This window comes from Streptomyces olivaceus (assembly GCF_000721235.1).
GTDB lineage: Bacteria > Actinomycetota > Actinomycetes > Streptomycetales > Streptomycetaceae > Streptomyces > Streptomyces olivaceus.
Genome location: NZ_JOFH01000007.1, coordinates 148,865 through 174,061, shown reverse-complemented (window position 1 = coordinate 174,061; position 25,197 = coordinate 148,865). Strand labels below are relative to the sequence as shown.

Sequence of the window (25,197 nt, the reverse complement as noted above, 5' to 3'; positions counted from 1 at the left end):
CCGCACCACGCCGCGTGCGGGACGCTCGCATGTGGCGGCACCCTGACGAGGAGGCAAACAAGTGGTCGACGCGGATCAGACATTCGTCATCGTCGGAGGCGGCCTGGCGGGCGCGAAAGCGGCCGAGACGCTCCGCACGGAGGGATTCACCGGCCGGGTGATCCTCGTCTGCGACGAACGCGACCACCCCTACGAACGCCCGCCCCTGTCCAAGGGCTACCTCCTCGGCAAGGAGGAGCGCGACAGCGTCTTCGTCCACGAACCCGCCTGGTACGCGCAGCACGACATCGAGCTGCACCTCGGCCAGACCGTCGTCGCGATCGACCGCGCCGCCAAGACCGTCCACTACGGCGACGACGGCACCCACGTCAGGTACGACAAGCTGCTCCTCGCCACCGGCGCCGAACCCCGCCGCCTCGACGTCCCCGGTACCGGCCTGGCGGGCGTCCACCACCTGCGGCGCCTCGCCCACGCCGAGCGCCTCAAGGGCGTCCTCGCCACCCTCGGCCGGGACAACGGCCACCTCGTGATCGCCGGCGCCGGCTGGATCGGCCTGGAGGTCGCGGCGGCGGCCCGCGAGTACGGGGCGGAGGTCACCGTCGTCGAGCCGGGTCCGACCCCGCTGCACGGCGTCCTCGGCCCCGAGCTGGGCGCCCTCTTCGCCGAGCTGCACGAGGCGCACGGCGTCCGGTTCCGCTTCGGCGTCCGGCTGACCGAGATCGTCGGCCAGGACGGCGTGGTGCTGGCCGCCCGTACCGACGACGGCGAGGAGCACCCGGCGCACGACGTCCTCGCGGCGATCGGCGCCGCCCCGCGCACCGCGCTCGCCCAGGCCGCGGGCCTGGAGATCGCCGACCGCGCGGCCGGCGGCGGCATCGTCGTCGACGACCACCTGCGCACCTCCGACCCGGACGTCTACGCGGCCGGTGACGTCGCCTCCTTCCACCACGCCCTGTTCGACACGAACCTGCGCGTGGAGCACTGGGCGAACGCCCTCAACGGCGGTCCGGCCGCCGCCCGCGCGATGCTCGGCAAGGGCCTCGCCCACGACCGCGTGCCCTACTTCTTCACCGACCAGTACGACCTGGGCATGGAGTACTCCGGCTGGGCGCCGGCCGGGTCGTACGACCAGGTGGTGATCCGCGGGGACGCGGCGAAGCGCGAGTTCGTCGCCTTCTGGGTGAAGGAGGGCCGGGTGCTGGCCGGGATGAACGTCAACGTGTGGGACGTCACGGAGCCGATCCAGCAGCTGATCCGCTCGAAGTCCCCGGTGGACACGGACGCCCTCGCCGACCCGCACGTCCCGCTGGACAGCCTCGTCGCATAGCTGCCGGCCGGTCGCCGTAGACTTCACGCGTGGCAGGACGGATCAACGACGAGGACGTGAAGGCGGTACGGGACGCGGTCCCGATCGACGCCGTCGTCTCGGAGTACCTCCAGCTGCGCAACGCCGGCGGCGGCAACCTCAAGGGGCTGTGCCCCTTCCACGACGAGAAGTCGCCGTCCTTCCAGGTCAGTCCGAGCAAGGGGTTCTTCCACTGCTTCGGCTGCCAGGAGGGCGGCGACACCATCACGTTCGTGATGAAGATCGACCACCTCACCTTCTCGGAGGCGGTCGAGCGCCTGGCCGGCCAGGCCGGCATCACGCTGCGCTACGAGGAGGGCGGGTACAACCCGACCCACCAGCGCGGCGAGCGCATCCGCCTCGTCGAGGCCCACAAGATCGCCGCCGAGTGGTACGCGGAGCAGCTCGCGACCGGCCCCGAGGCGGAGACCGGCCGCGCCTTCCTCGCCGAGCGCGGCTTCGACCAGGCCGCCGCACAGCACTTCGGCGTCGGCTACAGCCCCCAGGGCTGGGACCACCTCACCCGCTTCCTGCGCGGCAAGGGCTTCAGCGACAAGGAGCTGCTGCTCTCCGGCCTCTCCCAGGAGGGCCGCCGCGGCCCCATCGACCGCTTCCGCGGCCGGCTGATGTGGCCCATCCGCGACATCGGCGGCGACGTCGTCGGCTTCGGCGCCCGCAAGCTCTACGAGGCGGACAACGGCCCGAAGTACCTGAACACCCCCGAGACGGCCATCTACAAGAAGTCCCAGATGCTCTACGGCATCGACCTCGCCAAGAAGGACATCGCCAAGGCGTCCCGCGCCGTGGTCGTCGAGGGCTACACGGACGTCATGGCCTGCCACCTCGCCGGTGTCACCACGGCCATCGCGACCTGCGGCACGGCCTTCGGCGGCGACCACATCAAGATCCTGCGCCGACTCCTCATGGACAACGGCTCGGCCCGCGTGATCTTCACCTTCGACGGCGACGCGGCCGGCCAGAAGGCGGCCCTGCGCGCCTTCGAGGACGACCAGAAGTTCGCCGCCGAGACCTACATCGCCATCGCCCCCGACGGCATGGACCCCTGCGACCTGCGCCTGGCCAAGGGCGACGACGCGGTCGCCGACCTGGCGGAGCCGCGCACCCCGCTCTTCGAGTTCGCGCTGCGCCAGATCGTCTCCCGCTACGACCTGGACACCCCGGCCGGCCGCGCCTCCGCGCTCGACGAGGCCGCCCCGGTCGTCGCCCGCATCAAGAACAGCGGCGCCCAGCACGAGGTCGCCGTGCAGCTCGCCGGGATGCTGGGCATCCTCGACACCCAGTTCGTCGTCAAGCGGGTCGCCCAGCTGGCCCGCTGGGCCCGCGACCGCGGCGGCAAGGGCCCCGCCCCCGACCAGCGGCAGCGCGGCACCGCCCCGCAGCAGCAGGCGGCCCCCGCACGGGCGGCGGCCCCGGGCCCCGCCCTCAACCTCCGCAACCCGGTCTTCGCCACCGAACGCGAACTCCTCAAGCTCGCCCTCCAACGCCCCGACCTGGTCTCCCCGGCCTTCGACGCGTACGGCGTCGACGAGTTCACCGCCCCGCCCTACGCCGCCGTGCGCGAGGCGATCCTGGAGGCGGGCGGCGCCGAGTTCGGCGTCCAGGACCCGCAGGACTACCTGGTCCGGGTCCGCGAGGCCGCTCCCGACGACGCGGTGCGCGCCACGGTGACCGAACTGGCGGTGGAGGCGATCATGCGCCGCGCGGTCGACGAGATGTACGCGGGCGAGGTGCTGGTCAGGGTGCGGCGCCGGGCCGTCGAGCGCCGCGTGCACGACGTCAACGGCCGCCTCGCCCGCCTCTCCGGCCACGGCGACCCCGCCGAACTCACCGCCGTGCAGAACGAGCTGTGGGTCCTCCAGCAGTACGACCAGACGCTGCGCACCCACGGCGCCGCCGCCCTCTAGATCCCGTCGTCCAGGCCCCGTCGCCGTCCCGTCGTCGAACGGGCCCCGGCCACTTTCGGGTGACGTCCGGTCACGGCCCGGACGCAAAAAGTCGTCGCACGCCTCTCGTGGCGGCGATGTGTCGTACCCCACACTGGGGGCGGTACCCGAGTCCTCGGAGCGCGGCCCGTCACGCCCCCGCGGGTCGTCGATCCCCGTGGCCGCGTTCCACGCGTACGGGGCGGGCAGCGGCGAGCGAGCCGGCTCCGCCCCCGAAGTACCGCCGCCGGCCCCCGCCGGCCGCGTCCATCCTGGAGGTCGCCCCCGTGCAGACCCAGACCCTCACCCAGTCCGACACCGGTACCGGCGGCGCGGAGCCGGACGCGGAGCGCGGACTGCTCGTCGCGATGCCCGCGCAGCCCGGTGCCGCGCCGGCCGCGCACCGCCCCGGCCGCCCGGCGGACGCCCCCGAGCCCGCCGAACCGCCGCCGCCGACCCGCACGGAGTCCGGCGGGCCCTCCTCCGACCTGTTCCGGCAGTACCTGCGCGAGATCGGGCGCATCCCCCTGCTCACGGCCGCCGAGGAGGTCGACCTCGCCCGGCGCGTGGAGGCCGGGCTGTTCGCGGAGGAGAAGCTGCGGCGCACCCCCGGCCCGGACGAGCGGCTCGCCCTCGACCTGGACCGGCTCGTCGTCCTGGGACGCGTCGCCAAACGGCGCCTGATCGAGGCGAACCTGCGGCTCGTGGTGTCGGTGGCCAAGCGGTACGTCGGGCGCGGACTGACCATGCTCGACCTGGTCCAGGAGGGGAACCTGGGGCTGATCCGGGCCGTGGAGAAGTTCGACTACGCCCGGGGCTACAAGTTCTCCACCTACGCCACCTGGTGGATCCGCCAGGCCATGTCCCGCGCCCTGGCCGACCAGGCCCGCACCATCCGCGTCCCCGTCCACGTCGTGGAGCTGATCAACCGGGTGGTCCGCGTCCAGCGCCGCATGCTCCAGGAACGCGGCTGCGAGCCGACCTCGCAGGAGGTCGCCGCCCACCTGGACCTGCCCGCCGAACGGGTCGGCGAAGTGCTGCGCCTGGCCCAGGAACCGGTCTCGCTGCACACCCCGGTCGGCGAGGAGGACGAGGTCGCCCTCGGCGACCTGATAGAGGACGGCGACGCCGCCAGCCCCGTCGAGTCGGCCGCGTTCCTGCTGCTGCGCCAGCACCTGGAGGCGGTCCTGTCCACCCTCGGCGAACGCGAGCGCAAGGTCGTCCAGCTCCGCTACGGCCTCGTCGACGGCCGCCCCCGCACCCTGGAGGAGATAGGCCGCCTCTTCGGCGTCACCCGGGAGCGCATCCGCCAGATCGAGTCCAAAACCCTCAGCAAACTCCGCGACCACGCCTACGCGGACCAGCTCAGGGGCTACCTGGACTAGCCCCCAGCTGCGGGCAGTCGTGCCGCCGGGGCGGCACGGGTGGGCGCAGCGGCACCCCGACGCCGGGCAACGCTTCAGCCCGCGCCCCCAGCCACCGCGCTCCCGGCCACCGCGTTCCCGGCTCCCGAGCCCCGCCCCTCAGTCCACCTCGGCCACCGCCTGCGCGAACTGCGCCTTGTACAGCCGGGCGTACGCCCCGTCCGCGGCGAGCAGCTCCGCGTGCGCGCCCTGTTCCACGATCGCCCCGTCCTCCATCACGAGGATCGTGTCCGCGTCCCGGATCGTCGACAGCCGGTGCGCGATCACGAACGACGTCCGCCCGTGCGCGAGCTTCGCCATCGCCTTCTGGATCAGCACCTCCGTCCGCGTGTCCACGGACGACGTCGCCTCGTCCAGCACCAGGATCACCGGGTCGGACAGGAACGCCCGCGCGATGGTGACGAGCTGCTTCTCGCCCGCGCTCACCCCCGTGCCCTCGTCGTCGATCACGGTGTCGTAGCCGTCGGGCAGCGTCCGTACGAATCGGTCGGCGTGCGCGGCCCGCGCGGCCTCCTCGATCTCCCCGCGGGTGACGTCGCGGGACGCCCCGTACGCGATGTTCTCCGCGATGGTGCCGCCGAACAGCCAGGTGTCCTGGAGCACCATGCCGATGCCGGCCCGCAGCTCGTCCCGGGACATCTTCGCGATGTCGACGCCGTCCAGTGTGATCCGGCCGCCGGAGACCTCGTAGAACCGCATCAGCAGGTTGACCAGGGTCGTCTTGCCGGCGCCGGTCGGGCCGACGATGGCGACCGTGTGGCCCGGCTCGACCTTCAGCGACAGGTCCTCGATCAGCGGCTTCTCGGGGTCGTAGCGGAAGGAGACGTGCTCCAGCTCCACCCGCCCGCGCAGGTTCTCCGGCCGGGCGCCCGGGATCGGGTCCGCGGACTGCTCCTCGGCGTCGAGCAGCTCGAAGATCCGCTCCGCCGACGCGACGCCCGACTGCACCAGGTTCGCCATCGACGCGACCTGCGTCAGCGGCATCGAGAACTGCCGGGAGTACTGGACGAAGGCCTGCACGTCGCCGATGGACAGCGTGCCCGAGGCCACCCGCAGGCCGCCGACCACCGCGACCAGCACGTAGTTCAGGTTGGACACGAACATCATCAGCGGCTGCATGATCCCGCTGTTGAACTGCGCCCTGAACCCCGCCTCGTACAGCGCGTCGTTCTGCTCGGCGAACTGCTTCGCCGACTCCTCCTGCCGCCCGAACACCTTCACCAGCGAGTGCCCGGTGTACATCTCCTCGATGTGCGCGTTCAGCTGCCCCGTCGAGCGCCACTGCTGCACGAACTGCGGCTGCGACCGCTTGCCCACTCGCGTGGCCACCACGTACGACAGCGGCACGGTCACCAGCGCGACCAGCGCGAGGATCCACGAGACGTAGAACATCATCGCCAGCACGCCGATGATGGTCAGCAGCGAGTTGATCAGCTGGCCCATCGACTGCTGGAGAGTCTGCTGCATGTTGTCGATGTCGTTGGTCGCCCGGGACAGCACCTCGCCGCGCTGCCGCTTGTCGAAGTACGACAGCGGCAGCCTCGACAGTTTCGCCTGCACGTCCTCGCGCATCCGGAACACCGTCCGGTTGACCGACCGGTTCACCAGCCGCGTCGCCACCACCATCAGCAGCCCCGCCACCGAGAACGTCGCCAGCGCGAGCAGCAGCACCTCGCCGACGGCGCCGAAGTCGATGCCCTGCCCCGGCGTGAAGTCCGTGCTGCGGAGCATGTCGGCCACGTCGCCGTCACCGCGCTCGCGCATGGACGCGAGGACCTGGTCCTTCGTGGCACCGGACGGCATGTCCCGCCCGACGATGCCCGCGAAGACCAGGTCGGTGGCGCGGCCGAGGATCTTCGGCCCGACCACGTTGAGGCCGACGCTGAGGACGACGCACGCCAGCAGCGTGAACAGCGTCGCCCGTTCCGGCCGGAACCGGGCGAGGAGCCGTCTGACCGACCCCTTGAAGTCCATCGACCGCTGGTCGGGACCGCCCCCGGCCATCATGCGACCCGCAGGCCCCGCCATCAGGCAGCCTCCGCTTCCGTCAGCTGGGAGAGCACGATCTCCCGGTAGGTCTCGTTCTCCGCCATCAGCTCGTGGTGCCCGCCCACGCCGACCACCCGCCCCTCGTCCAGGACGACGATCCGGTCCGCGTCCCGGATCGTCGACACCCGCTGCGCGACGATCACCACGGTCGCCTCGGCCGTCTCCCGGCCCAGCCCGGCCCGCAGCGCCGCGTCGGTGGCGTAGTCGAGGGCGGAGAAGGAGTCGTCGAAGAGGTAGATCTCCGGGCGCTGGACCAGCGTCCGCGCGATCGCGAGCCGCTGGCGCTGACCGCCGGACACGTTCGTGCCGCCCTGCGCGACCGGCGCGTCGAGGCCGCCCTCCAGCGCGGCGACGAAGTCCTTGGCCTGCGCCACCTCCAGCGCGTGCCACAGCTCCTCGTCGGTGGCGTCCGGATTGCCGTAGCGCAGGTTCGTCGCGACGGTCCCCGCGAAGAGGTACGGCTTCTGCGGCACCAGGCTCACGACCTTGGCCAGCGTCTTCGGATCGACGGTCCGCACGTCCACCCCGTCGACCAGCACCTGGCCGTCGGTGGCGTCGAAGAGCCGGGGCACCAGGCCGAGGAGGCTGGACTTGCCGCTGCCGGTCGAGCCGATGACGGCGGTCGTCTCACCCGGCTTCGCCACGAGGTCGATGTTCCTGAGCACCGGCTCCTCGGCCCCCGGATAGCGGAAGCCCGCCCCCCGGATCTCCAGATGCCCGTGCCGGCGCAGCCGCGTCACCGGCGCCACCGGCGGCACCACGCTGCTCTCGGTCCCCAGGACCTCCTGGATGCGCTCGGCGCACACCTCCGCGCGCGGCACCATCATGAACATGAAGGTGGCCATCATCACGGACATGACGATCTGCATGAGGTAGGCGAGGAACGCGGTCAGGTCGCCGATCTGCATCCCGCCGCTGTCGATGCGGTGCGCGCCGAACCACACCACCGCGATCGACGACAGGTTCACCACCGTCATGACCACCGGGAACATCAGCGCGAGCAGGTTGCCGGTGCCGAGGGCCACCTCGGTCAGCTCGGTGTTGGCCTTCCGGAAGCGCTGCTGCTCGTACTCGTCGCGCACGAAGGCCCGGATGACGCGGTTGCCGGTGATCTGCTCGCGCAGCACCCGGTTGACCGTGTCGAGGCGCACCTGCATCTTCCGGAACAGCGGGCGCAGCCGCCGCACGATCAGCGTCACGCAGACCGCGAGGACCGGCACGACCCCGAGCAGCACCCCGGACAGCGGCACGTCCAGGCCGAGCGCCATCACGACGCCGCCGACGGACATGATCGGCGCCGACACCATCAGCGTGAACGTCATCAGGGCCAGCATCTGGACCTGCTGCACGTCGTTCGTCGTCCGCGTGATCAGGGAGGGCGCGCCGAACTCGCCGACCTCGCGCGCCGAGAAGGACTGCACCCGGTCGAAGACGGCGCCCCGCACGTCCCGGCCCAGGGCGGCCGCGGTGCGCGCGCCGTAGTAGACGGCGCCGATGTTGCAGACCACCTGGGCCAGCGAGATGCCGATCATCAGGGCGCCGTAGCTGAGGATGTAACCCGAGTCACCCTTCACGACACCGTCGTCGATGATGCCCGCGTTCAGGGTCGGCAGGTAGAGGGAGGCGCAGGTCTGCAGGAGCTGCAGCGCCACCAGCAGGGCGATGGGTCTCTTGTAGGGCCTGAGATAGGTCCGCAGTAGTCGTATGAGCACGCTGGGTCTCTCGGAGTCGGCGACACGGGGCGGGTGGTTGCCCGTGGCCCCCATCGTCGGACACTCCACCCGCGTTACCTCAACCGATTAACCCAAGAGCGCGGCAAATTCCGGCCTACGGGCGGTAAGCGCGGGTCGCCCGGCCCTCGAAGGCCGCGTCGGGAATCACAGCGCACCCGGGTGGGTCTGCTCCCGCACCGACACGTACTGCTGGCGCACGGCCTGCCCCACCGCCAGCTCCTCGCCCGGCTCGAGGACCTGCGCCACCGCGCCCTGCCAGACCGGGGGAGTGCGCGGGTCCAGCGTGCCCTGCGAGGCGCCCAGCGCCCAGGCCGCCTGCCGGGCCGCGCCGATCGCCGCGTAGTCCGCGGGCTGCGGTACGACGACCTGCGCCCCGAACAGCGCGGGCGCCGCCGCCTGCACCGCCGGCAGCTCGGCCGCCGCGCCGAGCAGGAACACCCGCCGTACGTCCACGCCCCGGGCGCGCAGCACGTCCAGGGCGTCGGCGAGGCCGCACAGCATGCCCTCGAACGCGGCCCGCGCCAGGTGCTCCGGCCGCATCGACTCGCGGCGCAGACCGGCCAGCGTCCCGGCGGTGTGCGGCAGGTTCGGCGTCCGCTCGCCCTCCAGGTAGGGGAGGAGCACCAGCCCGTGCGCGCCGGGCGTCGACTTCATCGCCAGCTCCGACAGGCTCTCCAGGTCCGGCATGCCGAGCAGCTCGGCGGCGCCGCGCAGGGCCCGTACGGCGTTCAGGGTGGTGACGACCGGCAGGTGCATGCCGGTGGCGTCGGCGAGGGAGGTGATCATGCCGTACTGGTCGACGAGCGCCTCGGGATGCACGGCCATCACGGACCCCGACGCGCCCAGCGACACCACGGCGTCGCCCAGCCCGATCCCGAGCCCGAACGCGGCGGCCTGGGTCTCGCCGGTCCCGGCGGAGATCAGCAGCCCCTCAGGCGTCGTACCGGCCGCCTCGGCCGGGCCGATCACCTCGGGGAGCATCACCTGGTGGCCGAGGGCCAGTTCGACCAGGTCGGGACGGTAGCCGCCGGTCGCCGCCGACCAGTAGCCGGTGCCGGAGGCCCCGCCCCGGTCGGTGGTCCGCCGCCCCGGCCGTCCGAGCAGCTGCCACACCAGCCAGTCGTGGGCCTGGAGCAGTACGGCGGTCCGCGCGGCGGCCTCGGGCTCGCTCCGGGCCAGCCAGCGCAGCTTCGTCACCGGCTGCGCGGTCTGCGGCACCGAGCCCACGGCCCGCGCCCAGGCCTCGCGCCCGCCGAGGGCGTCGATGAGGTCGGCCGCGGCGACCTGCGAGCGCTTGTCGCCGCCGACCATGGCCGGGCGCACGGTGTTGCCCTGCGTGTCCAGCGGCACGACCGAGTTGGCCTGCGCCGACACGCCGATGGCCTGAACACCTTCGAGCAGCCCGCCGCCCGCCGCCTCGCCGAGGGAGAGCAGCCAGGCCTGCGGATCGACGTCTGCGGGCCGGCCGCCGCCCTCGGGACCCTCCAGCGGGTGCGGCGCATAGCCCTGGCGCAGCACGGCACCCGTGTCCGAGTCGCAGACGACGATACGAGTGAAATCGGGCGAACTGTCCAACCCGGCGACTATCCCCATACCCGAAATTCTGCCGCACCCGGACGGGTGTCCGTACCCGGTGGGGGCACGGCGTCAGGTGCTGCTGGTCCCCCAGTCGTCGAGACCGCTGCCGTTCGTGCCGCGTTCCCGCAGCGAGCGGACCCGCTGGGCCACCGAGTCCGGCATCCGGTCGCCGACCTTGTCACTGACCACGTGGTAGGCCTTGTCGGCGAAGTGCCTGCCCTGCTGGGCCGCCGACTCGGCGGTGTTGCGCACCGCCGGGTTCTGTGCGACCTGCTGCGCGGACCTCCGCAACTGCTCGTAACGCTCCCGCCCGGCCTTGGTGCCGAGCACGTAACCCACCGCTAGTCCGACGACGAACGTGAGCCGGTAACGCATGGTGGCCACCCTTCTTTTCGCTGGCTCCGAGGTGCCGGAGAGTACCGATTGGCGGAGCACCCCCCTGCTTGCGCTAATGTATGTGTCGCAGCGAGCGCGCGCCCCCTGGCACGTACCCGGGTCAACGCGTTCGATGCGACACGAGACTTTCCTCGGTAGCTCAATTGGCAGAGCAGCCGGCTGTTAACCGGCAGGTTACTGGTTCGAGTCCAGTCCGAGGAGCTCGGTCCTCCGTAGCTCAATTGGCAGAGCAGCCGGCTGTTAACCGGCAGGTTACTGGTTCGAGTCCAGTCGGGGGAGCGCGGTGAACGAGGACCCTCCGGGGTCCTTTTTCATGTGCCCTCAGGTCCGTTCCGTGTCCCGGGAACCACGCGGCACGCTGCGGAGTCTTCAAGGTCATGAAGGCAGCCGTGGAAGCCGACCATCCGAGGCAGGAGATCGTATGAGCGGCTATGCTGCGGCAGACGGCGCGCACAAGTGTGCGCGACACGCCGCTATGGGGCGGTAGCTCAGCCGGTTAGAGCAGCGGACTCATAATCCGTCGGCCGTGGGTTCGAGTCCCACCCGCCCCACCACAGCAGAAACCTTGGGACCTGCAGATACACCCGATCCCGGCCCGGGGGAACGCCTCCGGGACTTGGTGAGCGGTCACGGACAGCAATGGCCCCGGGGGTGAATCAGAAGGCACCGGCTCGTCATGCCTGACGAGCCGGCGGTGTCTGATGCCGAGTGCTGCCCCAACGGACACCTGGTTGCCGAGGCTGAACGCGTGGTGTCGTGAGGTTGCTCAGGCGGGCCTGATGGTCAGGCCGGCCGTAACTCCTCGCGCCACTGCTGCCGGTCGGCGGTCCGTCCGCCCCCTGTGGGTACCGCACGTCCCGGTGATTCCGCACAGGCGACGAACCGTCAGCCCCTACGACATCACCAGGATGGCACGACTCTGGAGGTCCTCCAGCCCCGGGGGCACCCACTGGCACCAGGGCCCAGTTCACGCCGGCTGGATGGCGCCCGGCAGCTCGTGGACGGCCTTGACGAGGGGGGCGAGCGCGGGGTCCTCGGCCGCCTCGTCCAGGGCCTTGCGCAGGGCGGTGTTGTGGGTGGGACGGGACTCGTCCAACAGGCGCATGCCGGCGTCGGTCACATCCGTGTAGATGCCGCGACGGTCGGTGGGGCACAGATAGCGCGATAGCAGCCCGCGCTGTTCCAGCCGGGTCACCAGTCGCGTGGTGGCGCTCTGGCTGAGCACAACGGAGTCCGCGACCTGACGCATCTGCAGGTGGCCGCCCTCGCCGTCGTGCTGTCGGCCGAGCACGTCGAGGAGCGAGTATTCGCGCGCGCTCAGCTTGTGTTCTGCCTGGAGTGCGCGTTCGACGCAGCTTTCGATGCGGCCGTGCAGCAGTGAGAGGGCAGACCAGCTGTGTGCCAGTGCGGTCATCGCCGGATCGGTGGCGGTCATGGGCAGCTCCCTCGGGCTGGTCTGGCAGGCGGCGGGTGCCGCACCGACGGGGGACTGCCGGCGCAACCCTGGTTCACTGTACCCGCGCTTGCAATTATCCAGCGTGCGCAACTATTGTGTGCGCAGGTAAGGGGTGGATGCATCGTCCGTCCAGGAGGTTACCGCCCCGCCTTGTCCCTTTGCGTCGTCCGAGGACCCTTGTCATGCCGCTCGCACTGCTTACCGGCCCTGGCCGTCGGGGCATATGGAATCGGCGCCACAGAGTGCGTGATCAAGGGGCTGCTGCCATAAGTCGGCGCGGATCTCGGGACGCCGGTTCCGACGGCCGGCCCTCTGGTCACCGGTTGCGCCCTCGGCCTCCTGTCCGGCGCGCCGAGCAGGACCGTCCTGGGCGCCAGTCCCCTCGAAGCCGCAGACCCTGCAACCGCGGCCCTCGCCTCTGCCTCAGACGCCGGTCTGGCCCACGACGCAGGCGCCGTTCCGGCCGTGGCGAGCGCTATCCGCTCTTGGCCGCCGTGACACGCGGCCGTCCATCCCTCATCTTGGGAAGTGACCCCGCTGACCACCGCCGACGCCGAGACCCTCATCGCTGCGGCACGCCGTGATACTGACGAGGCGGAAGTCCCCGTCAGTATCACCGTTCTCGACGGCGGCGGGCACCTGTCGGCCTTCCGTCGCGACGAGCGCGCCGTGCTCATCTGCGGCGGGACCGGCACCGCCAAGCCCCACACCGCCCGGCAACTGAACGAACCGACCGCCGAAGTCGCCGACCTGGTCAAGCCGAACGGCCTCCAGCACTCGTTGCCCACGGCGCTGAACAAGCCCCTGCTGTTCATCGGTGGCGGAGCGCCCGTCCATCGCGGCGGTCAGCTCATCGGAGCACTCGGGCTCGGTGGCGGTGCTGCCGAGCAGGACCGCGGCTTCGCCCAGCCCGCGCTCCAGGCCCCCTCTGACCAGTATCCGCTCGTACCGGTCAGTGCTGATCAGCACTGACCGGCAAGGAAAGTACCGACAGCACCACCGAAAGGCCCCCATGACTGGCATCCCGAACATCACACTCGACAATGGTGTGGTCATGCCGCAGCTCGGCTTCGGCGTCTTCCAGGTCTCCGACGAGGAGACCACCGCCGCCGTCGCCCACGCCATCGAGGCCGGTTACCGCAGTATCGACACCGCTGCGGTATACGGCAACGAGGGAGGTGTCGGCAAAGCCCTCAACGCCTCCGGCCTTCTCCGCGAGGAACTCTTCGTCACGACCAAGCTGTGGAACGACGACCAGGGCAAGGACAAGGCCTTGGCCGCATTCGATGCCTCCCTGGACGAGCTGGGTCTCGACTACGTCGACCTCTACCTGATCCACTGGCCCACCCCGGCCCGCGATCTGTACACCGAGACCTACAAGGTGTTGGAGGAAATCCTGGCGGGCGCACCCGCGCCATCGGCGTCTCGAACTTCCGGGTTCCCGACCTGCAGCGGCTCCAGGGGGACACGGGTGTCACCCCGGCCGTCAACCAGATCGAGCTGCACCCCGCGCTTCAGCAGAACGAACTGCGCGCCTTCCACGCCGAGCACGGCATCGCCACCGAGGCATGGAGCCCGCTGGCCCAGGGAGCGGTCCTCGGGGACGAGCTGATCGTGAGGATCGCCGGAGCACACGGAGTGTCCCCGGCGCAGGTGGTGCTGCGCTGGCACCTTCAGAGCGGCAACATCGTGATCCCCAAATCCGTCACTCCCGAGCGCATCCGGCAGAACCTCGACGTCTTCGGCTTCGAGCTGAGCGACGCCGACATGTCCGCCATCGCGGGCTTGGACCGCGGTCTGCGCACCGGCCCGGACCCCGACACCCTCAACTGACCACCGCCCCGAGCGCCCGTCCCGTCCCTCGTGTCACGGGGGCGGGTTCTCGGGGCACCTGCCGTACACCGGCACCGGATTCCCTACAGCCTCACACCCTCGACAAGGAGGAACCATCGTGCAGATCGACCTTTCCGGCCGCACCGCCCTGGTCACCGGCTCCACCCAGGGCATCGGATACGCCATCGCAGTCGGCCTCGCCCGCGCCGGGGCCCGAGTCGCCGTCAACGGGCGGAGCGTAGAGCGCGTCACGGCCGCAGTGGATCGGGTGCGTGCCGACTCCGGCAACGACGACGTCATCGCCGCAGTGGGCGACCTGGCGACCGAGGAGGGTGCCGCGGCCGTGTTGGAGGCCGTTCCGACAGTCGACATCCTGATCAACAATTTGGGCATCTTCGGCACTGCTGCCCCGCTGGAGATCGACGACGCCGAATGGCGCCGGTACTTCGAGGTGAACGTCCTCTCCGCCGTCCGGCTCATCCGCGCCTATCTGCCCGGCATGACGGAACAGGGCTGGGGTCGCATCCTCAACCTCGCCAGCGACTCGGCCGTGGTCATTCCCGCCGAGATGATCCACTACGGCATGACCAAGACCGCGCTGCTCGCCGTCAGCCGCGGCTTCGCCAAGGAGGCGGCCGGCACGGGCGTGACCGTCAACTCCGTCATCGCCGGCCCGACGCACACCGGCGGCGTCGAGGACTTCGTCCGTGAGCTGGTCGGCAACAAGCTGCCCTGGGACGAGGCGCAGCGCGAATTCATGATCAAACATCGCCCGCAGTCCCTGATCCAGCGCCTCATCGAGCCCGAGGAGATCGCCAACATGGTCGTCTATCTCTCCTCGTCCTACGCGTCCGCGACCACCGGCGGCGCCCTGCGTGTCGACGGTGGCTACGTCGACTCGATCCTGCCCTGAGCGGCCCGGCAGCCGCCGGTTTCTGGTCCCCACGTGGAGACCGGAGCGCCAACTCATGAGTCAGCACCCATGCGCCGATAACCCGCGCTTACATTTAATGGCGTACGCAAGTAACGTCGTGTGCAAGTAAGGCTGCGCAGGGCCCGCCCGAGGCGCCGAGCGGCTCGCCACCACGCACGAAAGGGAGCTCACCTGATGAGCCTCACCCACCTGCTGCCCGGGTCGCTGGGCTTCGGAACCGCCCCCATGGGCAACATGTTCCGCGCCATCCCCGAGGAAGAGGCCCAAGCCACCCTCCAGGCCGCCTGGGACCAGGGCATCCGTTATTACGACACCGCACCGTTCTACGGTGCGGGACTGGCCGAGATACGGCTCGGTGAGCTGCTGGCCCAGCAGCCCCGGGACTCCTACGTCCTCTCGACGAAGGTCGGCCGCGTCATCCTCGACGAGGAAGAAGATCCGTCCGCCCGCGAACTCGGCGAGAAGGGCGGCCTGTTCGAGCGCGGCCGCCTCAACAAGATGGTCGACGACTACACCGCTGACGCGACCAAGCGCTCCATCGAGGACAGCCTCAAGCGGCTGAACACCGACCGGCTCGACATCGTCTGGGTGCACGACATCGCCCAGGACTTCCACGGCGACCGATGGCTCGCCCAGTTCGAGACGGCCCGCACCGGGGCCTTCCGGGTCCTGGACGAGCTGCGGGATCAGGGCGTGATCAAGGCCTGGGGCCTGGGCGTCAACCGAGTCGAGCCCGTCGAGCTCACCCTGGTCCTGGACGAGCCACGCCCCGACGGCTTCCTGCTGGCCGGCCGCTACACCCTGCTGGACCACCGCCAGGCCCTCCAGCGGCTGCTGCCCACGGCGCAGGAGCAGGGCGTCGACATGGTCGTCGGCGGCCCTTACAGCTCCGGCGTCCTGGCCGGCGGCACCCATTTCGAGTACCAGGAGGCCCCGGCGCACATCCTGGAAACCGTCCGGCGTATCCGTGAGTTGGCCGCCCGGCACGGGGTGTCGATCAAGGCCGCCGCGCTCCAGTTCGCGCTCGCCCACCCGGCCGCAGCCGCCGCGATTCCCGGCGCCACCCGCCCCTCGCGCATAGCCGAGGACCTCGGCGCCCTGCGCGAGGAGATCCCTGTCGCCTTCTGGCACGACCTTCGCGCTGCCGGTCTGCTCGACCCGGCGGCCCCGCTCCCCGCCGGAGTCTGACCCGCCCCGTTTCCCCCTCGCTCCCCCCACGTAAAGGACCACCATGGCCTCCACTTCCGTGAGCCGCGTCGTCCAGGCCTCCCCCGAACAGGCCTGGGAGCTGATCGGCGGCTTCCACTCCCTGCCCGACTGGCTGCCGTACATCCCCAAGACCGTCTCCGAGCAGGGCGGCCGGGCCCGACGGCTGACCAACGCCGACGGCGGCGTCATCGTCGAGCGGATGACCGCGTACAGCGCCGAGGAGCGCTACTACAGCTACGCCATCCTCCAGGCGCCCTTCCCCGTCACCGGCTACCTCTCCACCCTCCGCGTCTTCTCCGTGCCCGGCAGGCCGGAGGCCGCCGAGATCCAGTGGTGTGGACGCTTCGTTCCCGAAGGCGTGAGTGACGAGGAGGCCGAGACCCTCTTCACCGGCATCTACCGTGACGGGCTGGAGGCCGTGTCCACGGCCCTCGCGACTCGATGAACGAGGTCACCAGGACCGGGTCCTGATGGCGGATGGCCTGTGACCGGACACCGCAGCAGGCCCCGCAGCGAGGGCCCGACTGGTCGCCTGACCAGCCGGGCCCCTCGCTGTTCTGTCTGTGCCCCTGACCTCGGCTCGCCGTCGCCACCTGGAGGACGAGCGCTGCAACGCCACCGCTGCTGCCGCGGCGCTGTCGGGTGCCCAGGCAGCGAGCGCCTGGGCAGCGGCCCGGAGGCTCAGAGCAGGGAGAGTTCCGTGGTGAGCTTCTCCAGGGGCTGCCAGGTCAAGCCGACAAGCGCCGCGTGCTTCCATGCGATCCGCCCTCCGGGGGCGATGAGGAACACCGAGCGCCTCAGGCCGACGCCGGGGGCGGCGACGCCGAAGAGCTTGGCCACGGTGCGGTCCGGATCGCTGAGCAGGGGCATGCGGAGGTTGTTCGTGCGAGCGAACTCCTCGTGACTGTCGACGTCCTGCGGGCTGATGGCCCAGACCTCGGCACCCAGTTCGGTGAACTGCTCCAGCCCGCTCGAGTAGGAGCACAACTGCTTCGTGCAGACACTTGAGTTGTCCTGCGGATAGAAGGCGAGGACCAGGGGGCGCGCGCGTTCGATGTCGAGCCTGTAGGTCCCCCGGGTGAAGTCACCACCGAGCAGCACGCCTCCGGAGAGGACGAACTCCGGTGCCGTACTCCCTGTTTCTATCGAGCCTGCCATTGTGTCTCCTTGTATGCCGTCTGTGCTGGGTGAGCCGGTGCGAATGTCGTGCCGTTCATCGGGTGGCCGTCGCAGCCTGCCGGACCAGACCGGTCACGGTGTCCGGGCGGGTCAGCATGACGGCGTGGGGCGAGTTGACCTCGGTGGTGTGTGCGTGAGCCCGCTTGGCCATGAAGCGCTGGGTGGCCGGGGGCAGAGCGTGGTCCTGGCGCGTGACCAGGTACCAGGAGGGAATGTTTCGCCAGGCGGCGTTCGTCGCGGTCTCCTCGAGGGCGGCGGCGCTGATCGGCCGTTGCACGGCGGCGAGGCTGTTGGCCTTGCGTGCGGACAGGGACGCGGCGAACACGTCACGGTACTTGTCGGGCTTGATGGAGAGGTCCACGCCGCTCACGCCGTTGCCCATGTCGAAGGGAACGGGGTTCAGCGCGTCCGGTGTGGCGTGCGAGCCGGGATTCTTGGCGACCAGCGCGCCGAGTGACTCGCCCTTGTCCGGCGTGAAGGCCGCGACGTAGACGAGTGCCTTCACATTGGGCTCCTCCGTGGCAGCCTCCCCGATGACCGCGCCGCCGTAGGAGTGCCCGACCAGGACGACCGGACCTCCGATGCTTTCGATCCGGCTCTTCACATAGGCCGCGTCCGAGGCGAGCCCGCGCAGGGGGTTGGCGATCGCCTGTACGGGATATCCCTGGGCCTGCAATCGGTCGATCACCGGGCTCCAGCTGGAGGAGTCGGCCCAGGCGCCGTGTACGAGCAGGACGGTCGGCTTCGGCGCCGAGTGCGAGGCGGCAGCTGCGGTGGCGGCGGTCTTCCCGTCATCCGAAGGGCTGCTGGCGAGGGCGGGGACTGCGACGGCGGCCAGGGCTGCCGCGCCGGCGACCGCGAGTACGGCGCGACGGGTACGGCGTACGGGCCGGGTGTGACGTCGGGACATGGTGTGCCTTCTCTGCTGGTTGCATGAGGAGACCCGGAGGGCTCCACTGGTAGATGGAACGTTCTATCTACTTCGCTGACCGTACTGCTTGCTTTCGTGATCGTCAATCGACGACTGAATCGCTGGAAGCGGCGGTGGCTAAGGAGTTGGCCAGTAGTGAGTTATCTGTACCCGAGGGATCGAGAGTGCGGTCGTCTCGCCGTTCTGCCGAGAACGGTCGTTCCGGTAGAGTGGTGCAATGACCCCGCCCCAAGCCTCCGCGACAGCGTCTCCGGCCCGAGCCCGGCTCCTGGAGACGGCCTCCGCCATCTTCTACGCCGACGGCATCCGTCACGTCGGCGTGGACCGCATCATCGCTGAGGCTCAGGTCACCCGGGTCACCTTCTACCGCCATTTCCCCAGCAAGGAAGACCTCGTGCTCGCCCATGTCGAGCAACGCGACCAGCAGATCAGGTCGGTGGTGACGGAGGCGTTCCGGACGAGTACCGACCCCGAGGCCCTGCTGCTCATGATGATGGCGGGCATCGGGGCGGAGATCTGCGGGCCGGGCTTCCGTGGCTGCCCGTTCATCAACGCTGCCGCCGAGTACCCGGACCCCGGGCATCCTGTCCGGCGGGCGGTCCAGGCCCACCGGTCCTGGTTCCGGCAGACGGTTCTGAACCTCGCGACCGCCGCGGGTTGCACCGACAGCGAGCACACCACCGCGGTGCTCATTCTTCTGCGGGACGGTGCGATGGCTGGGGGAGACCTGGACGATCCGCAATCGGTGCGTGAGCATTTGATGCGGACTGTCTCCGCCGTTCTTGAGGACGGGCGGAAAGCCCGGTAAAGGGCCGTGTCCGCCCGGCCGGTTCCTACCTCGCTCTCCCGTTCACCCCAACTGACAGGTTGGAAAATGCAGCAGCCGCAGAACGAACTCGGCGCCTTCCTGCGCGCGAACCGTGCCCGCACCGAACCGTCCGACGTGGGTCTGCTCGCAGGTGGTGGCAGCCGGCGAGTCAAGGGTCTGCGGCGGGAAGAGGTGGCTGTGCTCGCCGGCGTGAGCGTCGACTACTACGCGCGCCTGGAACAGGGGCGCGAGCGCCACCCCTCGCCGCAAGTGGTCGATGCGGTGGGGCGGGCGATGCGCCTGACACCGGACGCGCGGACCCATCTCTTCCGGCTGGCGGGCCTTCACCCCGCACTCACCTCGGCCGCGGGCCGCGATCTGGTCCACTCCTCCCTGCTGCACATGCTGGACGCCTTTCCCGCAGCAGCCGCCTACGTGCTGAGCCCCGCCTTCGACGTACTCGCGAAGAATGCCGTCGCCACCGCGCTCCTCGCACCCTTCGAGGGAACCTCGAACATGGTCCGGGTGCTGTTCCAGCATCCTCGTGCGCGAGAGGTCTTCGTCGAGTGGCCTGTCGTGGCGCGCGCCACGGTGCACGCGCTGCGGCTGCACGCGGGTCGGTTCCCCGACGACCTCGGCATCAGTGGTCTTGTGGACGAGATGGCGCGGGAATCACCGGACTTCAGGGGGCTGTGGCAGGAGAACGAGGTCGAGAGCATGACCCGCGCGTACAAGGTGTTCGTGCTGCCTGGGGTCGGCCGTATCGAGCTGACGTACCAGACTTTCGACGTCCACGACGCTCCGGGACAGCAGCTTCTGGTCGGCGTTCCCGAGCCCGGCAGTGCGAGCGCCGCGGCGGTCACGTCCCTCGTGGCGCCGGCCGAGCGCGGCGCGACGACCATCGTGTGATGCCCCGCCGAACCTGCTACGCGGGGATGAGAGAGCTCTACGCCGCGTCCGATCCACGCGGGGCCGCCCCGCTCGCGGCTCCCGGATAGGTTCGTTCCATGATCACCACTTCCGCTCGGCTGCTTCGGTTGGTGTCCTTGCTGTCGAGCAGACCCACCTGGTCCAACGCGGAACTCGCACGGCAACTGGACGTCACCGAACGCACGGTGCGCCGGGACGTCGACAAGCTGCGTGAGCTCGGCTACGGCGTGGAGTCCGTGCCGGGGCCGGGCGGCGGCTACCGCTTCGGCGCGGGCAACCGCATGCCGCCGCTGAACCTGGACGACGACGAGGTCTTCGCCGTGGCCGTGGCGCTCAGGGAAGCCGCACACGGTGCAGCACTCGGCGCTGACCCGGCAGCACTGTCGGCACTGCTGAAGCTGCGGCAGATCCTCCCCACCCGGATGGCGAGGCGGCTGGCGGGCCTCGACGCCACCGTCGAGCACACCCCGCGCTGCGAGACGCCCCGGGCGTCCTCCGACGTGCTGTTGCTCCTGGCCTCCGTCTGCCGTGCCTCCGAGCGCACCACACTCACCTACCGCGACATGCACGGCACCACCACGGTCCGGTGCGTCGATCCGCACCGCCTCGTGTACACCGGCGCCCACTGGTACTTCGTGGCCCGCGACGTCGGACGATCGGCCTGGCGGACGTTCCGTGCGGACCGGGTCGTGAATGTCGAATCCACCGGGGAAGTGGTCGAAATGCTGGACGCCCCGGACGCCGCGCAGCTGGTCTCCGACACCATCACCCGCACCGGATATCCCTTCTTCGCCCGCGTCCGGCTCCCGTTGTCCTACGACGATGCCCGGCGCCTGGTGGCACCCATCGTCGCCACCCACGAACCCGACGGGCCCAACGCGACGGTCATCAGCATCGGCGGGTCCGACCCCGATCAGCTCGCCGGTTACCTCCTCAGCCTTCGCACGCCGCTGGAAGTCCTGTCGCCCGACTCCGTTCGCGAGGCCCTGATCGCCCGGCTCGACGCTCTGTATCGAGGAAACGAAGCGGGCCGGCGGAAAGCCGACGAGCAGCAGTGACGAGCCGCTTCTGACGACGGCGCGGGTCCCAAGCAGCGACCGGTGAGAAACCAGGACCGCACGTGTCCGGGTCTGCTCCTAGCCTGGATGCAAGGCACACAGCGCCGAGCGCGTCACCGCTCGGGACCGGCCTTTCCCGCAGTCCCACTTCTTACCTGTTCATGGGAGCGCATCATGTCAGCCACCCCCCGCCTGCTGGTCTACGGAGCCACCGGTTACACCGGGAAGCTTGTCGCCGAGCACGCCAAGGAGTCGGGCCTCGACGTCGTCGTGGCCGGCCGCAACCAGGAGCGCGTCAAGGCACTCGGTGAGGAACTCGGCGTCGACAGCCGCGCTTTCACGGTCGACGACCCCGCACTCCTGCGCGACGCGCTCGACGGCATCACCGTGGTCCTGAACATCGCCGGCCCCTTCCACCGCACCGCGGGCCCGCTGATGGACGCCTGCATCGACAAGGGTGTGCACTACCTTGACACCACCGCCGAATACGACGTGTTCGCCGCCGCACGCTCCCGGCACGCCGAGGCCGCGACCGCCGGCGTGATGGTCATGTCCGGCGCAGGATGGGACGTCGTGCCCAGCGACTGCGTGGCCGCCCACGCCGTGGCGCGTGTCCCCGAGCCCGTCAGTCTGCGCCTGGCGCTCAAGCTCCTCAGCGCGACCCCCGAGGAGTCGGAGGGGCTGAACCTCTTCTCCCGAGGGTCGATCGTCAGCGCCACCGAGGGCATCGGTGACCTGGGCGTGCTGGTCCGCAGGGACGGGGACATCGTCGCGTTGCCGGAACCCAAGGCGGCCGCGTTCGACTTCGGTGACGAGGGCCCGGAGGAGTGCGTGTCCGTGTCCATGGGCGACCTGATCACCAGCCACTACGCCACGGGCGTGCCCTCGATCGAGGTGTACGTGCAGCTCGGCCAGCCGCTCCCCATCGACCTGGACCTCTCGACGCTGCCCGACGGGCCCACCGCACAGGAGCGGGAGGTGGGACGCAGCAAGGTCGTGGCCGAGGTCACCGGCCGGGACGGCAGCGTGGTCCGTTCCCTGATCGACACACCGACCGGTTACCGGTTCACCCAGCTCTCCGCTGTGGAGATCGCCCGCCGCGTGCTGGCCGGCTCCTTCACGCCCGGTTTCCAGTCGCCTTCCTCCGCCTATGGCCCCGAACTGGCTCTCGCCGTTGGTGACTCGCAGATCAAGGACCTGTAGGGGACGCGCGGGTGGGCCGGTCCACCCGCGGATTCCGAGTGGAACATGGGTGTGTGGCACCCAGGAAGACGGGTCCTTCCTGGCCGGTCGCCGCGCGAACAGACTGAGGGTGTTCGCCCGCCGGGGCGAGCGAATCCCCCCCCGTCGAAAGGCCACTGCCATGTCTGCTTCCACCTCCTCGATCTCCAGCGCCCGACAGATCGAGAACCTCATCGCCCGCTACTCGCACCTCGTCGACGAGGGCGACTTCGCGGAGTTCGGCGCACTCTTCGAGAACGCGGAGTTCGTGTCGGGCGAGGTGAGCCTCCGGGGCGGTAAGGCCATCGAGAACCTGATCAGCTCGATGCTGGTCGTGCACGACGACGGGACCCTGCGTACCCGGCACATCACGACGAACATCCTCATCGAGGTGAACGAGGACGACGACAGCGCGGAAGCGCGGTCGTACTACAACATCCTCCAGGCAGTGCCCGGCCTCCTGCCGCTGCAGATGGTGGCGGGCGGACGCTACCGCGACCGCTTCGAGCGGCGTGAGGGGGCGTGGTCCTTCGCCCGGCGTGAGGTCACCATCGACTTCACCGGCGACACCCGATACCACCTCAAAACCCCGCAGGACGCCTGAAGCGCACCGAAGGGCCGGCTCGCGTCGGGCACGCCGGCTTCCGGTGCGCCGAGCCGAGAAGGAGTTCGGATGCGCATGCGTGTGCCCTCCATGGTGCCCGTTGGGTCGGCACGAACCCGCGGGCATGCCGGGGAGCCGCAGGAGAACTCCCTGGGGGAGTTCCTTCGGGCCCGCAGGTCCCGGCTGGCTCCCTCGGACGTCGGCCTGGGCACCGGTGGTCGCCGCCGTCGGGTGGATGGACTGCGCCGGCAGGAGGTGGCGGTCCTGGCACACGTCAGCGCCGACTACTACAGCCGACTGGAGCAGGGCCGGGAGCGACACCCTTCGCCCCCGATCGCCGAATCCCTCGCCCAGGCCCTTCGTCTGCCCCCCGACGCACGAAGCCACCTGTTCCGTCTCGCCGGACTCAACCCGAACCTGCGTCCCGACACCGCCCGCGGACAGGTGCACCCGGAACTACTGCACATACTGGACGCTTCTCACCAGACAGCGGCCTACGTACTGAGTCCCAGCTTCGACATCCTGGCGGCCAACGCGCACGCCCGAACACTGCTGTCCCCCTTCGCCGGCACCGACGAGGCCGGCACCGATCAGAACCTGCTCCGGATCCTCTTCACACACCCCGAGGCGCGCACCTACTTCACCGAATGGCCTGTGGCCGCCGCCGGCTCGCTGCACACGCTGCGTCTCAACGCCGTCCGGCTGCCCCAGGACACCGACATCGCGGACCTCGTGACCGGACTGTCCGCCGGGTCGGCCGACTTCGCGAGGCGCTGGGAGAACGGCGCGGCGATCGGCCTGGACCACGCGTACAGAAGGGTGGTCCACCCGGCAGCCGGACACATCGAGCTCTCGTACCGCGTCCATGGCGTGGCGGCCGTCCCGGGACAGCACCTGCTGGTCGGAGCTCCCGCCCCGGGAAGTCGCAGTGCCGAGTCCTTCACCTACCTCGCGGCCATGGGCGGACAGCAGCCATGACAACCACGACCGCCTACTCGTCTCCCCCCGTACAGGCGGCAGAGAAAGAGATCACCATGAACACACGTGCGCACATCGGAGTCACCGGACTCGCGGTGATGGGCCGAAACCTGGCCCGCAACTTCGCCCGACACGGCTACACGGTCGCCGTCCACAACCGGACCGCGTCGCGTACCAGAGCCCTCATGGACGAGTTCGGTCACGAGGGCACCTTCGTACCGGCCGAAACGGCCCGGGATTTCGTCGATGCCCTGCAGCGTCCCCGCCGCCTCATGATCATGGTGCAGGCGGGCGCGGCCACGGACGCGGTCATCGACGAGTTCGCCCCGCTGCTGGAGTCCGGAGACATGATCATCGACGGCGGGAACGCCCACTTCGCCGACACCCGGCGTCGTGAGACGGGTCTGCGTGCACGCGGTATCCACTTCGTCGGAGCAGGGGTCTCCGGCGGTGAGGAGGGCGCGCTGAACGGGCCGTCCCTCATGGTGGGCGGTTCGAAGGATGCCTACGCCGTCCTGGGCCCCATGTTCGAGAGCATCAGTGCTCATGTCCACGGGGAGGCCTGCAGCACGCATATCGGGTCCGACGGCGCCGGTCATTTCGTGAAGATGGTCCACAACGGCATCGAGTACGCCGACATGCAGCTCATCGCCGAAGCCTACGACCTCCTTCGCCAAGTGGCTCAGTACAGTCCGGCCGAGATCGCCGAGATCTTCCGCACCTGGAACAAGGGGCGACTGAACTCCTATCTGATCGAGATCACCGCTGAGGTGCTCTCCCACACGGATGCCGACACTGGCAGGCCCTTCGTCGACGTGGTCGCCGATGCCGCCGGACAGAAGGGCACAGGCCGCTGGACCGTACAGACCGCCCTCGACCTCGGCTCCCCTGTCACGGCCATCGCGCAGGCGACCTTCGCACGCGCGGCGTCCGGACAGTCCGCCCTGCGTACCGCATATCGTCCGCTGCCCGGCGGTCTGCACGTACCGAAGAGTCGCTCCGAGGCAGAACGCTTCACGTCACAGGTCGAGCAGGCGCTGTACGCCTGCAAGGTCATCGCGTACGACCAGGGCTTCACCATGATCCAAGACGCCGCGCTCGCATACGGCTGGGACATCGACTTCGGAGCGGTGGCCGGCATCTGGCGAGGCGGCTGCATCATCCGCGCCGCCTTCCTCGACCGCATCCGCACGGCGCACAAGGCCGCCCCCGACCTCGTCAGCCTGCTGGCCGAGTCCGGGTTCGCCGAGGAGATCACCGCAGCCCAGGTTCCCTGGCGCGAGGTCGTCGCCACCGCTGCCCGACGTGGTGTCCCCGCTCCCGCGTTCGCCGCGGCACTGTCGTACTACGACACTCTGCGGGCTGACCGGCTGCCCGCCGCGCTGCTGCAGGGCCAGCGGGACTATTTCGGCGCTCACACCTACCGGCGTACCGACCGGCAGGGCGCCTTCCACACGCACTGGGCGCATCCCGACCGCCCCGAAACAGACGCCTGATCCGGACCGTCACGTCCACAGTCACCGACGGTCTGCCTGGGTGTGGCACACCCACCCTCGCACAACCTCCCTCTTCGGGGCCCTGTCGGCGA

At 70.1% G+C, this 25,197-nt stretch carries 20 protein-coding genes, 3 tRNA genes and 3 pseudogenes; 19 read left to right on the top strand and 7 right to left on the bottom strand.

Annotated features, from left to right (window positions below; all coding sequences use genetic code 11):
- The first annotated feature begins 61 nt into the window (after nt 1-61).
- The 3 genes and pseudogenes from IG94_RS0110810 to IG94_RS0110800 all read left to right on the top strand — a co-directional run bounded on the left by IG94_RS0110810 (nt 62) and on the right by IG94_RS0110800 (nt 4,673).
- A complete protein-coding gene (locus IG94_RS0110810) occupies nt 62-1,327 on the top strand; it encodes an NAD(P)/FAD-dependent oxidoreductase (protein ID WP_031033941.1) in 1,266 nt (421 codons plus the stop codon).
- 29 nt (nt 1,328-1,356) lie between these two features.
- Nucleotides 1,357-3,270 (top strand): DNA primase, encoded by a 1,914-nt coding sequence (gene dnaG / locus IG94_RS0110805; protein WP_031033939.1) that lies wholly within the window; start codon nt 1,357-1,359, stop codon nt 3,268-3,270.
- 118 nt (nt 3,271-3,388) lie between these two features.
- Nucleotides 3,389-4,673 (top strand): annotated as a pseudogene (locus tag IG94_RS0110800) (RNA polymerase sigma factor).
- A gap of 138 nt (nt 4,674-4,811) precedes the next feature.
- On the opposite strand, the gene IG94_RS0110795 reads toward IG94_RS0110800, so the two are convergent.
- The 4 genes from IG94_RS0110795 to IG94_RS0110780 all read right to left on the bottom strand — a co-directional run bounded on the left by IG94_RS0110795 (nt 4,812) and on the right by IG94_RS0110780 (nt 10,447).
- Nucleotides 4,812-6,740 (bottom strand): ABC transporter ATP-binding protein, encoded by a 1,929-nt coding sequence (locus IG94_RS0110795; RefSeq protein WP_031033934.1) that lies wholly within the window; start codon nt 6,738-6,740, stop codon nt 4,812-4,814.
- Nucleotides 6,740-8,473: an ABC transporter ATP-binding protein gene (locus IG94_RS0110790; RefSeq protein WP_031033931.1), complete on the bottom strand. Its 1,734-nt coding sequence runs from the start codon at nt 8,471-8,473 to the stop codon at nt 6,740-6,742. The genes IG94_RS0110795 and IG94_RS0110790 overlap by 1 nt, the downstream gene beginning before the upstream one ends.
- A gap of 165 nt (nt 8,474-8,638) precedes the next feature.
- Nucleotides 8,639-10,087 (bottom strand): xylulokinase, encoded by a 1,449-nt coding sequence (locus tag IG94_RS0110785; protein WP_031033930.1) that lies wholly within the window; start codon nt 10,085-10,087, stop codon nt 8,639-8,641.
- A gap of 54 nt (nt 10,088-10,141) precedes the next feature.
- Entirely contained in the window at nt 10,142-10,447 is a 306-nt protein-coding gene (locus IG94_RS0110780) for a YtxH domain-containing protein (RefSeq protein ID WP_031033927.1), read from the bottom strand.
- A 149-nt stretch (nt 10,448-10,596) separates the two neighbouring features.
- Between IG94_RS0110780 and IG94_RS0110775 the strand changes: the two genes are divergently transcribed.
- The 3 genes from IG94_RS0110775 (at nt 10,597) to IG94_RS0110765 (ending at nt 11,022) form a co-directional block, all read left to right on the top strand.
- Nucleotides 10,597-10,669: transfer RNA gene (locus IG94_RS0110775), tRNA-Asn, on the top strand.
- Between the two features lie 5 nt (nt 10,670-10,674).
- A tRNA-Asn gene (locus IG94_RS0110770) sits at nt 10,675-10,747 on the top strand.
- Nucleotides 10,748-10,945: 198 nt separating this feature from the next.
- Nucleotides 10,946-11,022, top strand: a tRNA-Ile gene (locus IG94_RS0110765).
- Nucleotides 11,023-11,435: 413 nt separating this feature from the next.
- Here the strand turns inward: IG94_RS0110765 and IG94_RS0110760 are convergent.
- Nucleotides 11,436-11,903, bottom strand: a complete 468-nt coding sequence (locus IG94_RS0110760; protein ID WP_031033924.1) for a MarR family winged helix-turn-helix transcriptional regulator — start codon at nt 11,901-11,903, stop codon at nt 11,436-11,438.
- A gap of 198 nt (nt 11,904-12,101) precedes the next feature.
- Here IG94_RS0110760 and IG94_RS43405 point away from each other — a divergent pair.
- The 6 genes and pseudogenes from IG94_RS43405 to IG94_RS0110735 form a co-directional block, all read left to right on the top strand.
- Nucleotides 12,102-12,296 (top strand): annotated as a pseudogene (locus IG94_RS43405) (hypothetical protein); the annotation flags it as partial.
- 156 nt (nt 12,297-12,452) lie between these two features.
- A complete protein-coding gene (locus IG94_RS0110755; RefSeq protein WP_052410624.1) occupies nt 12,453-12,896 on the top strand; it encodes a GlcG/HbpS family heme-binding protein in 444 nt (147 codons plus the stop codon).
- A gap of 40 nt (nt 12,897-12,936) precedes the next feature.
- A pseudogene (locus tag IG94_RS38530) lies at nt 12,937-13,757 on the top strand (aldo/keto reductase).
- Between the two features lie 118 nt (nt 13,758-13,875).
- Nucleotides 13,876-14,670, top strand: a complete 795-nt coding sequence (locus IG94_RS0110745) for an SDR family NAD(P)-dependent oxidoreductase (RefSeq protein WP_031033920.1) — start codon at nt 13,876-13,878, stop codon at nt 14,668-14,670.
- Between the two features lie 195 nt (nt 14,671-14,865).
- The gene (locus tag IG94_RS0110740) at nt 14,866-15,879 is read left to right on the top strand and encodes an aldo/keto reductase (protein ID WP_031033918.1); all 1,014 of its coding nucleotides are present in this window, start codon (nt 14,866-14,868) and stop codon (nt 15,877-15,879) included.
- 43 nt (nt 15,880-15,922) lie between these two features.
- Complete coding sequence (locus IG94_RS0110735; RefSeq protein WP_031033915.1) at nt 15,923-16,345, top strand: SRPBCC family protein; 423 nt, start codon at nt 15,923-15,925, stop codon at nt 16,343-16,345.
- 236 nt (nt 16,346-16,581) lie between these two features.
- On the opposite strand, the gene IG94_RS0110730 is transcribed toward IG94_RS0110735, so the two are convergent.
- A complete protein-coding gene (locus IG94_RS0110730; protein ID WP_031033913.1) occupies nt 16,582-17,058 on the bottom strand; it encodes a peroxiredoxin in 477 nt (158 codons plus the stop codon).
- 55 nt (nt 17,059-17,113) lie between these two features.
- Nucleotides 17,114-17,989 carry an alpha/beta fold hydrolase gene (locus tag IG94_RS0110725; RefSeq protein WP_031033909.1) on the bottom strand — a complete coding sequence of 292 codons (876 nt, stop codon included), beginning with the start codon at nt 17,987-17,989 and terminating at the stop codon, nt 17,114-17,116.
- A gap of 238 nt (nt 17,990-18,227) precedes the next feature.
- On the opposite strand from IG94_RS0110725, the gene IG94_RS0110720 reads away from it, so the two are divergent.
- From IG94_RS0110720 to gndA, 7 genes are all read left to right on the top strand, one after another.
- A complete protein-coding gene (locus tag IG94_RS0110720; RefSeq protein WP_031033907.1) occupies nt 18,228-18,818 on the top strand; it encodes a TetR/AcrR family transcriptional regulator in 591 nt (196 codons plus the stop codon).
- A gap of 66 nt (nt 18,819-18,884) precedes the next feature.
- Nucleotides 18,885-19,727, top strand: a complete 843-nt coding sequence (locus tag IG94_RS0110715) for a helix-turn-helix transcriptional regulator (protein WP_031033906.1) — start codon at nt 18,885-18,887, stop codon at nt 19,725-19,727.
- A gap of 98 nt (nt 19,728-19,825) precedes the next feature.
- The gene (locus tag IG94_RS0110710) at nt 19,826-20,806 is read left to right on the top strand and encodes a helix-turn-helix transcriptional regulator (protein ID WP_031033903.1); all 981 of its coding nucleotides are present in this window, start codon (nt 19,826-19,828) and stop codon (nt 20,804-20,806) included.
- 174 nt (nt 20,807-20,980) lie between these two features.
- Nucleotides 20,981-22,009: a saccharopine dehydrogenase family protein gene (locus IG94_RS0110705; RefSeq protein WP_031033901.1), complete on the top strand. Its 1,029-nt coding sequence runs from the start codon at nt 20,981-20,983 to the stop codon at nt 22,007-22,009.
- A gap of 160 nt (nt 22,010-22,169) precedes the next feature.
- On the top strand, nt 22,170-22,631 hold the full coding sequence (locus tag IG94_RS0110700; RefSeq protein ID WP_031033899.1) for a nuclear transport factor 2 family protein: 462 nt from the start codon (nt 22,170-22,172) through the stop codon (nt 22,629-22,631).
- Nucleotides 22,632-22,706: 75 nt separating this feature from the next.
- Nucleotides 22,707-23,609: a helix-turn-helix transcriptional regulator gene (locus IG94_RS0110695; protein ID WP_224220740.1), complete on the top strand. Its 903-nt coding sequence runs from the start codon at nt 22,707-22,709 to the stop codon at nt 23,607-23,609.
- Nucleotides 23,610-23,665: 56 nt separating this feature from the next.
- Nucleotides 23,666-25,105 carry an NADP-dependent phosphogluconate dehydrogenase gene (gndA, locus tag IG94_RS0110690; RefSeq protein WP_031033895.1) on the top strand — a complete coding sequence of 480 codons (1,440 nt, stop codon included), beginning with the start codon at nt 23,666-23,668 and terminating at the stop codon, nt 25,103-25,105.
- Nucleotides 25,106-25,197: the final 92 nt, after the last annotated feature.